At 71.6% G+C, this 11,866-nt stretch carries 12 protein-coding genes and 2 pseudogenes; 8 read left to right on the plus strand and 6 right to left on the minus strand.

The features are described 5' to 3' along the window. The coding region (locus ABT263_RS37710) for a recombinase family protein (protein ID WP_352298164.1) at positions 1 to 540 on the plus strand (540 nt) is incomplete at its 5' end. A 419-nt stretch (positions 541 to 959) separates the two neighbouring features. After that, positions 960 to 2,024 carry a hypothetical protein gene (locus tag ABT263_RS37715; protein ID WP_352298167.1) on the plus strand — a complete coding sequence of 355 codons (1,065 nt, stop codon included), beginning with the start codon at positions 960 to 962 and terminating at the stop codon, positions 2,022 to 2,024. 48 nt (positions 2,025 to 2,072) lie between these two features. Here ABT263_RS37715 and ABT263_RS37720 read toward each other — a convergent pair whose 3' ends face one another. Then, positions 2,073 to 2,651: a DUF4328 domain-containing protein gene (locus ABT263_RS37720; protein ID WP_352298170.1), complete on the minus strand. Its 579-nt coding sequence runs from the start codon at positions 2,649 to 2,651 to the stop codon at positions 2,073 to 2,075. Positions 2,652 to 2,776: 125 nt separating this feature from the next. Beyond that, positions 2,777 to 3,406 (minus strand): annotated as a pseudogene (locus ABT263_RS37725) (transposase); the annotation flags it as partial. Between the two features lie 386 nt (positions 3,407 to 3,792). Here ABT263_RS37725 and ABT263_RS37730 point away from each other — a divergent pair. After that, positions 3,793 to 4,113 carry a hypothetical protein gene (locus ABT263_RS37730; protein ID WP_352298172.1) on the plus strand — a complete coding sequence of 107 codons (321 nt, stop codon included), beginning with the start codon at positions 3,793 to 3,795 and terminating at the stop codon, positions 4,111 to 4,113. A 1,169-nt stretch (positions 4,114 to 5,282) separates the two neighbouring features. Here ABT263_RS37730 and ABT263_RS37735 read toward each other — a convergent pair. Then, positions 5,283 to 6,524 carry an NAD(P)/FAD-dependent oxidoreductase gene (locus ABT263_RS37735; protein ID WP_352298175.1) on the minus strand — a complete coding sequence of 414 codons (1,242 nt, stop codon included), beginning with the start codon at positions 6,522 to 6,524 and terminating at the stop codon, positions 5,283 to 5,285. Between the two features lie 428 nt (positions 6,525 to 6,952). Here ABT263_RS37735 and ABT263_RS37740 point away from each other — a divergent pair, with 428 nt between their 5' ends. The 4 genes from ABT263_RS37740 (at position 6,953) to ABT263_RS37755 (ending at position 9,063) form a co-directional block, all read left to right on the plus strand. Continuing rightward, complete coding sequence (locus tag ABT263_RS37740) at positions 6,953 to 7,222, plus strand: hypothetical protein (RefSeq protein ID WP_352298177.1); 270 nt, start codon at positions 6,953 to 6,955, stop codon at positions 7,220 to 7,222. Between the two features lie 92 nt (positions 7,223 to 7,314). Further along, on the plus strand, positions 7,315 to 7,992 hold the full coding sequence (locus ABT263_RS37745; RefSeq protein WP_352298180.1) for a ribonuclease FAU-1 family protein: 678 nt from the start codon (positions 7,315 to 7,317) through the stop codon (positions 7,990 to 7,992). Between the two features lie 8 nt (positions 7,993 to 8,000). Further along, complete coding sequence (locus ABT263_RS37750) at positions 8,001 to 8,540, plus strand: NUDIX domain-containing protein (protein ID WP_352298183.1); 540 nt, start codon at positions 8,001 to 8,003, stop codon at positions 8,538 to 8,540. Between the two features lie 115 nt (positions 8,541 to 8,655). After that, positions 8,656 to 9,063, plus strand: a complete 408-nt coding sequence (locus ABT263_RS37755) for a hypothetical protein (protein WP_352298195.1) — start codon at positions 8,656 to 8,658, stop codon at positions 9,061 to 9,063. Positions 9,064 to 10,109: 1,046 nt separating this feature from the next. Here ABT263_RS37755 and ABT263_RS37760 read toward each other — a convergent pair. The 3 genes and pseudogenes from ABT263_RS37760 to ABT263_RS37770 form a co-directional block, all read right to left on the minus strand. Then, positions 10,110 to 10,823, minus strand: coding sequence for an HAD family hydrolase (locus tag ABT263_RS37760; RefSeq protein WP_352298186.1), 714 nt, complete (start codon positions 10,821 to 10,823; stop codon positions 10,110 to 10,112). 247 nt (positions 10,824 to 11,070) lie between these two features. Continuing rightward, positions 11,071 to 11,188: pseudogene (locus ABT263_RS37765) on the minus strand (IS5/IS1182 family transposase); the annotation flags it as partial. A 92-nt stretch (positions 11,189 to 11,280) separates the two neighbouring features. Beyond that, complete coding sequence (locus ABT263_RS37770) at positions 11,281 to 11,451, minus strand: DUF5670 family protein (protein ID WP_352298189.1); 171 nt, start codon at positions 11,449 to 11,451, stop codon at positions 11,281 to 11,283. 123 nt (positions 11,452 to 11,574) lie between these two features. Here ABT263_RS37770 and ABT263_RS37775 point away from each other — a divergent pair, with 123 nt between their 5' ends. Continuing rightward, positions 11,575 to 11,748, plus strand: coding sequence for a CsbD family protein (locus ABT263_RS37775; RefSeq protein ID WP_352298192.1), 174 nt, complete (start codon positions 11,575 to 11,577; stop codon positions 11,746 to 11,748). Positions 11,749 to 11,866 lie beyond the last annotated feature (118 nt).

An 11,866-nucleotide genomic window follows, 5' to 3' on the forward strand; every position in this document is an offset into this window, starting at 1 on the left:
GCCCGCGAGATCAAGGCCCACGCCCCGCACTGCCGCGTGCTGTTCACCGTGTACGAGATGAAGCGCCTCGGCCGGGACGCCGCCGAGCTCACTGCGCTGGCCGACCACCTCACCGCCCACGGCCTCGTGCTGGAGATGCTGGCCGGCCCGTTGCCCGGCATCTACGACCCGTCCGGTCCCGGGCGGATGCTGCTCGGGTTCTTTGCCGCGATGGCCGAGACCGAGCGCGAGAGCATCCGCGAAGCCACCCTCGAAGGACTCGACGCCGCCTCCCGCAAGGGCAAGCACGGCGGCCGACCCCCCGTCATCACCGACGACATGCTGCACACCGTGCTGCGGGGCCGGGCAGCAGGCGAGTCCGTCGAGCAGATCCGCCCCGACCTGATCATCCCCACCGGCAAACGCAAGGGCCAGAACCCCGGTCTGGCCAGCATCTACCGAACGCTGGCCGAGCACGGAAAGGCCCAGGCGTACCCCGAAGCCGTCGCCCAGGCCAACGCCGACTTCGCCATCCTCACCCAGCACCATCACCAGAAGTGACGGACAGCCACTCTCTGGTACTTGTCGGGTGGCGGCAGCTATACGAGAACATGGCCCAATGGGCCGGATTTCCGCAGTCGGGGGCCGCGAGCCGTACGTGCCGCATCCCTCCTCGACGGAGGCGGGCGATTACTTCGCCGGCCGGGGCACGCTCCGAGCGCCCTGCGGGAGCTGCGGTGCGCTGGCCGGGCATTCACGGGAACGGGCTCACGGGGCCGGGCCTGAACTCTAAGCTGGCCCCGTCACGACCGCCGACACCACCAGGAGCACGACCTTGTCGCAGCAGACCTCCGTCACCGCGGACCCGTCCCTGCTGTCGCTGGAGCTCCGTCACGAGCACCGGCTGCTCTTACCGTTCCGGTGACGGCTTCCATACATGGACGGTCCAGGTCCGTTCCGAGGGGACGGTCATCGGGACGATGCGGCTCAGCCGCTGCCTGTACTGGAAGAGCGGCAACCTGTTCGACCGTATGAGCGACGAGGGGCACTTCCTCGCGCACCTCGCAGCCCAGGTCTTCGACCCCGATGGCTCGTTCGGCGCGGATTTCCAGCAGGAGGTCGAGATGCCGAGCAGCCTCCTGGTAGTCGACCACCTCGACCTGCAGTCGCCGTGGCAGGACCCCCTGATCGTCGCCGGGCTGCTCGCCGCCCTGGTCGAGCGTTTCACCGACAACTACTACGCGGTGGTCCTGCCCACTGGCGCGCTCTCGATGGTGGCGGGCGCGGCCCTGCTCCACCAGGCCGCCGTACTCCTCGCCGCCGATGAGTTCGGCGAGGACCTGCTCCTGATCGACACCAGCCTCGCGCGCCCCGAGGAGGCGGTCCGTGCGGTCCGTGCGAGGCTGCAGAGCAGGTCCCACGACGGCCCGGCCGGTCTGGACGACGAGGACGAGGACGAGTACGGCGACGAGGACGGCGAGGGCTGGATGTTGAGCCCGCGCACCGCCGCGCTTCTGGCTCTGGCACTGGATGACCTGTCCCGGCGGGCATGGGAGGAGGCCGCGGCGCTGGGTGACGAGGCGCTCTCCGGGCAGGCGGCCGGGCTGTTCGCCGATCTGCCCCGCATCACGCGGCGTCTGGGCGGCTCCTGGCGCAGGGAGATGGCCCGGTCCTTCGACGATCTCGCCTCGGACATCGCCGCCGGCCGTGCCCCGCTGCCGCGCTGCACCGGCGAGGAGATGGCACTGCACCTGGCGATCCGTCGGGCCGAGGAACTGCTGCAGGACCGCCCCAAGCTGGTGGCCGAGCGCATCGCGGGCCTTCCGTTCCACCGGTTCGACATGGACCTGGACGGCGCATCCGACATGCTTCTTCAAGATCATGATGTGCTGATGCTCTTCGACGCCAGCCTGGATGGCGCCGAGGACCCGCAGAGCGAGGTCAAACAGGCTCTGGGGCTGGTGAGCCTGGCACCGCTGAAGTGGTTCTCCCCGTTCGACCACGACGAGGCCCGCGATCCGGCGCGGGGCTACCGCACCCCGTAGCCGGACCCCGACCGGGCGGTCGGCTTACGACTGCCGAGGCGGTCGGGCTCACGCGTGCTGGGAGGCCCGCTGGCCGAGCTTCGTGACAGGGGGGAGGCCGAGAGCCTCGGCCTGACGGGAAGTGATCTGGCCGATGATCCGGATGAAGGCCACCATCCTGACCAGCGCCAGAGCGCACTCGGCCAGGACGGCGACCAGATGCAGGTCCCGGAAGGCCGCCATCACGTAGCTGACGTAGACGGCGATGCTGACGCCCCACCACAGGTTCACAACCCCGCTGTCTGGCAGACCGCTCGCACGCCGGAGATCCACAGTGACCCGCCGCGGCAGCCAGAGCTGAACCAGCGGAACGAACCAGACACCCACCGCCCACCCGCGCCCACAGCGCTGGCTGCCCGGAGCAAGCACCTCCGCATTGCTCCAGCACCGCCGGATCCACACGCTGCGCACAATGGCTTCGGCCGCCAGGGCGAGGAGCGTGACCAGGACGAGGAGACCCATCACGGTGTTCGAGGGCGAGTAGAGGAAGGCCGTACTGAGCAGGACGAGACCGGCATTCGTCAGGACGGCGAGCGCCTTGAGGTTGCCGGCCGGTTCCCGGGGATCGGCCGGCTGGACGTGTGCCACGAATGGTCCTCTCGACGTGATGATCGTCGGGAGGCTATGTGTTGATCATTCCGGCTGTCCAGTGCGATCCGGATGGGCATGGGAACGTCGTCCGGCGCTGCGCTGCTCGCTGGTTGTCCGCCGCCTTAACGGGCGGACCAGATCGGGCAGTCGGGTGTGTGGCGGGTCATCACGACCACGGTCCCGCCGTCCGTGACCTGCCGGTCGCGTGAGACCGTGCAGCATGTCACCCGCGCGGGAGCCGCCCGGACGATCGCGGGCGCCTCTTCTCGGTCCGGCATGGCGGTCCGCGGCCACAGGGGTTGCGCGACCGCCGGCCCGGGCTGGCGGGAAGAGGTCCGGCGGGCGGCCTGCTCGATGGGCACGCCGAGAGCTCGGGCGCGGGCGTGGAGGCGACGGCGGTCGCGGCGTTCGGACATGGTGACACCCTGCACCCTCCCGCGCTGCCCGCGCCAACGCCTCGGCGGACGGCTGTGCCGGTGGCGGGTGAGCTCGGCGTAGCCGTCCGAGCCCGAGGCGGTCCAGCCGGACGGCAGCAGGTTCCGCTCCAGGATCTGGGCGGCCCACTCGACCAGGCGGCTGGCGAAGCCCTGGTCGGCCCAGACCTTCTTGACGCCGGGGTGGTCGAGCCTGGTCCACAGCAACGGCCGCTTCGCGCCGTCGCGGTCCTGAACGCTCGCCGCGACGACGTGGACGGCCAGGAGCAGGCCGAGGGTGTCGGTGACGATGAACCGCTTGCGGCCCTTCACCTTCTTCGCTTCGGCGGTGTCGAGCCGATCTGCCGCGTGCTCTCCGAGCACGGCTGCGGCATCGCCCCATCGACCTGCTACGCGTTCAACAACCGTTCGGTGTCTGCCCGTTCGCTCCGTGACACAGAACTGAGAGAACTGATCGGTAAGACCTACGAGGACAACTTCCGGGTCTGCGGCGCCCGCAAGATCTGGCGCGAGCTGAACCACCTGGGTCGTGGTGGCCCGGTGCACCGTCGAGCGGCTGATGCGCGACCTGGGCATCAGCGGAGCCGTCCGCGGCAAGCGCGTCGTCACCACGGTCTCCGACCGGTGGCGCGGGCACCCGATCTGGTCGACCGGGACTTCGTCGCCTCCGCGCCGAACCGGTGCTGCGTCATGGATTTCACCACGTGGCCACGTTCGCCGGCGTGGTCTACCTCGCGTTCGTCGTGAACACGTTCTACCGCCGCATCGTCGGCTGGTCCGCCGCGACCACAAAGGAGACCCGCCTCGTGCCCGATGCCCTGGAGACGGCCTTGCGGCAGCGCGACCGTGACGGACGCCGCCCCTGCCAAACGAGTTGGTACCCCACAGCGGTGCAGGAAGTCAGTACACGTCACTCCGCCTGGCTGAGCACCTCGACGCCGGCGGCATCGCGGCGTCCATCGGATCCGTCAGCAACCCCTGTGCCGACGCCTGCCGGCGAGCGCATGGGAGGGCCGGGTGTGTGATGCCTGGCCGGGAGCGCCGCCGCGGTCGTGGACGGGGCGGGGCGTGGAGCGGCGGATGTCACTGGCGAGGTGTCTCGTCCCATGCGCGGGGCGCCGCGCCGTGATGTGGTGGCCGGCGCACGCTACGGTGGGTCACCCGAGGACCTGCCGCGTCCTCGCGAACTCCTCGGCTCCGGGCACGGCATCGGGAACGAGCGGGGAGAGGAACGGACGCTCCTGCGGCATACCGTCACCGTCGAGCAGTCACCTGTGGGCGGGCCTCCTGGCCTGCCTGGGCCGGAGGATGCCTGCCTTCCGAGAGGGAACAGGAAATCTTGCGGCCACGGAGCCGCATAATGGCTTTTCATCACCCTGGCCGTGCCGAAGAATTTCCTGTTCCCGTCCTGCGGTGTGGATGACGGCGCTGGTGGTTCGGTCGGGGGCGACACGGTGCGCTGTGGACGTCGCCCGTCGTCTGCGAACGCGCCCCGGGATGATTGCCCCTCGGCTGTTGTGCGGCGCGGCCCGGCCTCCGCGATCGGTCGCCCGACGCCACGGGCTGCCCCCGGTCGTTGAAAATCCGGGCCGGTACCGCCGCGGCGGCAGAGGTCTACTGCCACCGCCGCGGGTCCCGGTCCCGGGCGGGCGGCCCAGAGCTGCCGAACGCCCGTGCCAGCACTCCCCGGCAAGCAGTACCTGCGCGCAGTGGTGGTCCCCGGCCCGCAGCCCGGGTGTTGCCGGGTGCTGGCGGACGTGTCTCCTCCGGGGTGCTTGACGCCCGCCGCCCCGTTGCCGGGCGCCCGTCCGGGTGGGACCTGAACAGGCCGGCCGGGCCGGGACGCAATTGGGGCGCCGCGTGCCCGCACCCGGCGGTCCGTGGTGCCGGACGGTGGAACACGGGAGGATTCGAGCGGCCGCTGGACGCGTCCGGTACGTCGTACAGGCGGATGGCGGGCCTGGAAGTTCTGGACAGCGACCTGTTCATGCCGCCGGCCGAGGAACTGGACAAGGCCGTCTGGACAGCGACCTGTTCATGTCGCCGGCCGAGGAACTGGACAAGGCCATCCGGGCGCTGCGCAAGGTCTACGTCCCCACCCGCAAGGAGGCGGACCCTTGACGGTGTGCCGTGCGTCTCTGACGTGAGGGCGTATCGGAGACCGCCTGGCCGTCTGTCACACGGGTCGACAGTCTCAGCGGCCCAGGTCCTGGAGGACCTCACGCGCCGCCCTCGTCCCGGAGGCCATCGCCCCCTGCAGCGAGCCGGTCGCCCGGTGGTCCCCGCACACGTAGCGCCCCGCGCCGAACCGGCTCGGGCGGATCAGTGGCCACGGCGCCGGCATCGCCGGCAGCGCCTCCCTCACGGTGTACGAGGCGAGGTGCTCCCAGCCGGAGGTGTCCGTCCCGTACAGCCCGGCCAGCGTGGACCGCACCTCGGCCTCCCGGTGGTCCGCCGCCCCCAGCACCGAGGTGGAGACCAGTGCCCGGCCGTCCGTCGCGTACCCCGGCGCGACCTCGCTGAGCACCACCGTGTTCAGCACGCGCCGCGCGGAGTCCACCAGCAGGGTCGGCTCGGCCAGCGGGGGCACCGGCGCCGCGTGGTACAGGGTGGTCACCGTACGGGTGGCCGGCACCGCCAGCCCCGGCAGCAGCGCCGCGGCCGCGCCCGGGCCGGTGGCCACCACCACGGCCCGGGCCGGGAGTTCGGTCCCGTCGGCGAGCGCCGCCCCGGCCGCCGTCAGCTCCCGCACCGGCGTGCCGAGCCGCAGCACCCCGGCCGGCAGGCCCGCCGCGAGCTGCGCGGGCACCGCGCCGATGCCGGCGTTCGGCAGGCAGAGGGTGCCACGCAGCATGCTGCGCCAGACCAGGTGGAAGTAGCGCGCGGAGGTCTCCAGCTCCTCCTCCAGGAAGACGCCGGACAGGAACGGCCGGAGGAAGTCCTCCACCAACGCGGGCGAGATCCCCGACGCGGCGAGCGCCGAACGGGTGGAGGTGTCCCGGCTCCGGCGGAGCAGGGCGGGCGGCAGCAGGGCGTCCCGGGCGCCGAGCAGGCCGAGCGCGGCGATGTCCCGGGCGGACCCGAGCCGGCCGGGCAGCAGGTCCGCGGCGGCCCGGGGGCGCCGGGTGGGATCGGTGAACCTGAGCCGGCCGCGCGGGGTCTGCACCAGCACACCCGGGGTGAACGGGCGCAGCCGCAGCTCCGCCAGTCGCAGCCGCCGCTTCACCTGCGGGTACGAGGTGTTGAACACCTGGAAGCCGTGGTCCAGCAGGAAGCCGGCGCGCCGGTCGGTGCGCACCCGCCCCCCGACCGCCTCGGCCTGCTCCACCAGCAGCACGTCCAGGCCGGCCTCGCGCAGGTCGAGAGCGCAGGCGAGGCCGGACACCCCCGCTCCGACCACCAGGACGTCGTGTTCTCGGGTGGGCTCTGCCGGCATCTCGCGCCGCCTCTCGGGTGACCTGCTGTCAGGGATCCGGCACCGACCCTAGATCCTCACGGCCCGCCGGGCCGGGATCAGCGCGCTGGGCCGGTGCGCTCCAGTTCGCCGCCCGCCCGGGCTCCCCGGTCCGGCCGGACGCGGTCGAGATCATGGACGACCAATATCACCCCACTGGCGGCCCCGACGACTCCACCGCCCCGCCGCACGGCGACGACCAGGCGCTGTGGACTCCATGGTGACCGCGTTCGCCGAAGCCGGGCCCGACTCGGGTGCCGAGCGGATGGCGTTGGGGCAGGGGCTGCCCGGCGGCGAACGGCACGGCCGGTTGGTGCTGCTCCTCGCGGCGGTCGTCGCCGGCTGCGCGGACGAGGCGGAGCTGGTCGGGGCCGACCTGGATCTGGTGCCCGTGGACGGCCCGGGGGGGATTGCTGGAGCTGCTGCGCTCTCGTGCGCGGCTCGCGGTGCGAGCCTGCCCGGCGCTGCCTGGGCTCGGCGCCGAGCAGCGTTCGGTGCTCCTCGCGCTCGACCGCGGAGCCTTCCGGGCGGGGCGGGCGCTGGCGGAGGACACGCTCGTCGCACATCTGATGATCGCTGGTGGCCGGGTGCCCACGGTGCGCGAGGCGGCAGGCGCCACGATCGGGGTCCGTGTCCTGGAGGGCGCCCAGGCCGCGCTCGGCCAGGGAACCAGGGGCTGACCCCGCCAGCAGGGGCCGGACCGGCGCAGCCCTGACGCGCTGTCACGCCTTCGAGCGGACTTCCCGGCACTGCCGCTGGGAAGGCTCCAGCGGTGACCGACACCAACCTGTTCTTCCTGCCCGGCACCACGGTGGTGCGCCGTGACGTCCACGCCGGGCGGGTGTGGACCGCGATGCCGCAGCGGGTGGTCGCCGACACCGGCGACGTGCTGACCCTGGCGTACTGGCCGGGGATCGAGAGCCTCGCCCCGACGTCCTGGATCACCTCGACCCGCACCGGCGACCAGGCCCTGCGCGAGCACGGCCTGGCGGAGCTGGCGGCCGGCACCTGGACCCTGGACCGCTACCAGTGGACCGGAACCACCCTGCTGAGCCACTTCCTGAACGGCGAGTGGTTCTCCGTCCACTGCTTCCAGGACGCCGCCACCGGCGACCCGCTGCGCTGGTACGTCAACTTCGAGAAGCCCTACCAGCGCCGCCCCGGCGGCATCGACACCCTCGACTTGTGCCTGGACCTGGTCGTCACCCCCGACCTGTCCGGCCACCACTGGAAAGACCGCCAGGAGTACGCGCAGCTGCGCGGCCTCGGGGTGATCGACGACTACCTCCACCACCAGGTCGAGCGGGCCAAAGGTCGGGCGATCGCCATGCTCGACAACCGGACCGGACCGTTCGCCGCCGGTTGGCCCGCCTGGACTCCGGACCCGGCCTGGCCGCTGCCCGAACTGCCCGCCGACGCTGACCACATCCCCGACCAGACCTTGCGGTGACAGCCTCGATGCCGGTACCTGTGCGGGTGTGTGCCGTCCTGCTTCACGACGGCCGCCTGGCCCTGATCCGCCGCCAACGCCCCCACGGAGTCCAGCACACTCTGCCCGGCGGCCTGGTCGAGAACGGCGAAGACCCGCTCGCCGCGCTGCGCCGGGAGCTCCTGGTGGAACTCGGCCTCGATGTGGACGTGCTCCCCGTACCGCCGGTGCTCCGCTTCGTCCAGGAGCAGGAGATGGAGCGGCCCGGGGTGAGCACACTCTTCCCGGCACCTGGTCTTCACCGCCCATCTGCCCGACCGGCTCCACCGCACGGTCGCGGCCGCGGAGCTGGACGACCCGGGCCGGGCACCGGTGGAGTGGATCCCGCTCGCCGCGGCGGCCGGCCTCCACCTCCACCCGGCCGTCGGCCCCGTCCTTCACCGGGCCAACGAGCCCGCCGCCGGTTCGGTGGTGCTACTGGCGCCGATGACGGGCACGTCGTACCAGTGGCGCTGATCGCGCCGGAGCTCACCTTGATGGTCACCCCGTCACCCAGGCGTGCACCTTGATGGTCACCTCGGAAGCCAGACGCCCTTGCCACCGGCTCCGAAAGCCTGGAGGGCGGCCGCCCCGGTCGGATGACCATGAGGCTGCCTCGGCCGCTACGGTTTTTGGCCCGTGGACATGCGGACGATCATCGAGAGCCTGGCCGAGGAAGCCGAGCGGCAGCAGCGTGACAAGACGTGGGAGCCGACCGACGCCGATCGCGCCCTGGCCGCGCAGGCCGCGGCCGCCCTGGCCGCCGCCGTGGGCCCCGCCGAGGTGCAGCGGGCGCAGGAGCCGGTGGGGCGGCTGGAGGACCTGCGGGAGGCGCTCGCCGCCCCCGCCATCGCCACGGCCCGCATCCACGGCCCGCTGGCCTGGCTGCTGGCCGCCGCCAGCACCGCACTGTCCCCGGTCCTCCAGTGGCGCAAGGTGGCCGCCGAGCACGGCTTCGCCTTCGGCGCGGTCGAGGCCACCGCGGCCCAGTACGACGAGGCCGAGGACGTGCTGCGCCGCCTGCAGTCCCTCCTGGCAGCCATCGCCACCTGAGCGCTGCGACCAGGAGAGCCTCCGCACGCTGCTCACCCTGATGCCCGCCCTCGGGGCCCCGGTCCGCCTCCTTGATGGTCGCCCCGTCACCCGGCCGCACCACCTTGGAAGGCTCCGCCGAAAACCTTGGCGAACGTCCCGGACATCTTGGAGACGCCCCCTGCGGCTGGCCGCGAAAACCTTGGAAGCCAGGCAGAAAGTCCAGCTCAAAGCATTGGTGACGGCCGCCCCGGACACCTTGATGCCCCGTCCGAGGTCGCCGGGGCGGGGCATCAAGGTGGGGTGGGGACTTCAGGCCTGCAGCTCGGTACAGCCCACCGGTACCCGCAGTTGCCTGAAGGGGCCCGTGGGGTACGCGTATCCGTCGTCGAAATCCTCACTTCGCCGGTAGATACTGACCCTGGTGATGTGAACTTCGCTGCGGCACATGCTGTCTGGCAGGCTGTCGGCCGGCGGCCGGGACGGGAGCCGTGGATCGGCGATGACGGGAATCCCGTCTTTCCGTAACAACGTGCTCAGAGCAACTCGTCGATGACGGCGAGGGCGACGGTGGCCTCGTAGCGGACGTCGAGCTTGTCCTACCTCGTGGCAACTGCCCGGTGGCGCTCGAGGCGGTTGATCCCGCACCGACCGCGTGGCGCGTGCGGTAGTCGGTCTTGTCGAACGTGGGCGGACGGCCGCCGTGGGCGCCCAGCTTCTTGCGGTTGCGGGCCTGGTCGGACTTTTCCGGGATCGTGCAGCGGATCCCGCCACGCCGCCGCTCGTCGTTCGCCGCTCGTCGTTCGCCGTCCGGCCCGCCGCCGCCCTGCCCGCGGCCGCCCTGCTCGCCAGCGGGCCTGCGTGCCGTTCCGGCCCGTTGCCGCCCGGACGTCGGACGCCTTCGCGGCGTCGGCCTGGGAAGCCCGGGTCTCCTCCTTCGCACGCTCCGCCGCCTGCTCCGGCAGGGCCTCGTCGTGCTCTTCGGTCTTGCTCACGCTCCATATCTACCCCGGCAGTGTCCTTTTTCCCTGTTCAGACGGGCGGAGCAGATCCGGGCCGGGTACTGATCACAAACTCATCAGCTCCGTCAACGAGGCGATCACCCGGATACCGGCGTCCACGGCACCGGAACCTCCGGAAGCAGAGCGGTCCAGCCAGACGGCCTGCAACCCTGCGTCCCGCGCCCCGACCGCGTCCTTCTCGTAGTCATCACCCACGTACGCCGCCTCGGCGGGCGTCAACCCCAGGGCCTCGCAGCCCGCCAGGAAGATGCTCGCCCCCGGCTTGGCGGAACCGTGTTCCTGGGAGCAGATCAACGGCTCCGTGAAGTAGCCGAGCAGCCCGATCGCATCCAGCTTCGCGCGCTGGTGCGCGGTCACCGAGTTCGACACGACACCGAGCCGGAATCGACCCGCCAACGCGCCCAGCACCGGCTGAGCATCGTCGAACGCCCGCCGGATCGCGTCCCTCTGTACCGCGTAGCTCGCGAACCACGCCGTAGCCGCCTCGTCCGTCCACTCAAGTGCGCCGACCACCCCGGCATGGGCGAGAAATCGCCGTATGCGTGCGGCCTTCTGGGCGGCGAACGTCAACTCGCCGTTCAGGAAACGCGGGTACTCCTCCTCCCTGACTTCCCGCCACACACGCAGCGCCTCCGCCGGCGACTCGAACCGGACGGAGAGCCCTTTAGCCACCAGGTGTTCGTGGAGACCGGCCTCCTCGGCCTTCTCGTAGTCGTACAGGGTTCCATCGACATCGAACAGCACTCCGCGGATCGTCATATCGATCATTCTGGCGGGCAACGCCGGTCCGGAGCAGTTCCTTGATCAAAAGCGACCTTCAAAAACAGGCACGTACCGGAAACGGCGCAGGAGACACGCGACACGTACGGGGCCGCGGGCTCACCCGCACGACCGATGAGCGAGGACGCTGCGGGGCCCGGCGGCTGCCGGCCCGCCGACCGCCGGCCCGCCCGCGCGCGTTCGCGCTGTGACGATGTGGACGAGCAGGCCGTGCGGTTCTCCGCCAAGGCCTGTCTGACAAATGATCATCTGGTCGGTTCGCGGAGCCAGAGGATCAGTGATGCCAGGACGACTCCGGCGCGGTAGCGGTCGGCGGGTTTGTCGAAGCGTGTGGCGATCGTGCGGTCGGCAGCCGGTGGGTGTGGCGGGGGTGGGGAACGCGTCGTGTGCGTTCCCCACCCTGCTGCCGTGTTCGTCCGGGCGATATCGCCCGCGCTTACCACCGGTACCAGCGGGCGCGGCTGCCGGATGCGCCGGTGCTGCGGGCCACGAAGCCGAGCAGCCACACCACGAGCACCACGACCGCCACCCACCACAGGGCCTTGAGTGCGAAGCCCGCGCCGAAGAGGAGCAGGGCCAGCAGCAGAACAAGAAGAAGGGGAACCATTTCGACCTCCACAGTCGGTGTCGGCGGTCCGGCTGCCCCGGCCCGCGGCGAATATTCGGGGGAATCCTCCGGGCGGGCGGGGGCAGGCGTTGTGCCGACAGCTTCGACGAACCGGAGGTCCGCATGAGTGCCAGTGACAAGGTCGAGAACACCGCCGAGAAGGCGAAGGGCGTGGTCAAGGAAGGCGTCGGCAAGGTGACCGGCAACGAGCGTCTGGAGGCCGAAGGCAAGGCCGACCAGGTCAAGGGTGACGTGAAGCAGGCAGGTGAGAAGGTCAAGGACGCCTTCAAGCACTGAACGGCCTTGGGCTCGCTCGGCCCGGAACGCCGAACGGCCGGACCCCTCCCACCCCGGGGGCGCCCGGGGGGGGGGCGCGCGCCCCCGCGCGGGCGCCGGGGGCCCCCCGCCCCCCCGA

The sequence above is a fragment of the Kitasatospora sp. NPDC001603 genome, from assembly GCF_040298365.1.
Classification (GTDB): Bacteria; Actinomycetota; Actinomycetes; order Streptomycetales; family Streptomycetaceae; genus Kitasatospora.

Bases quoted from the DNA above. Each gene is read 5' to 3' on its own strand.
- ABT263_RS37735 (WP_352298175.1), bottom strand. From the start codon at position 6,524: ATGCCGGCAGAGCCCACCCGAGAACACGACGTCCTGGTGGTCGGAGCG.
- ABT263_RS37715 (WP_352298167.1), top strand. From the start codon at position 960: ATGCGGCTCAGCCGCTGCCTGTACTGGAAGAGCGGCAACCTGTTCGAC.
- ABT263_RS37750 (WP_352298183.1), top strand. From the start codon at position 8,001: ATGCCGGTACCTGTGCGGGTGTGTGCCGTCCTGCTTCACGACGGCCGC.
- ABT263_RS37755 (WP_352298195.1), top strand. From the start codon at position 8,656: ATGCGGACGATCATCGAGAGCCTGGCCGAGGAAGCCGAGCGGCAGCAG.
- ABT263_RS37775 (WP_352298192.1), top strand. From the start codon at position 11,575: ATGAGTGCCAGTGACAAGGTCGAGAACACCGCCGAGAAGGCGAAGGGC.
- ABT263_RS37770 (WP_352298189.1), bottom strand. From the start codon at position 11,451: ATGGTTCCCCTTCTTCTTGTTCTGCTGCTGGCCCTGCTCCTCTTCGGC.
- ABT263_RS37760 (WP_352298186.1), bottom strand. From the start codon at position 10,823: ATGACGATCCGCGGAGTGCTGTTCGATGTCGATGGAACCCTGTACGAC.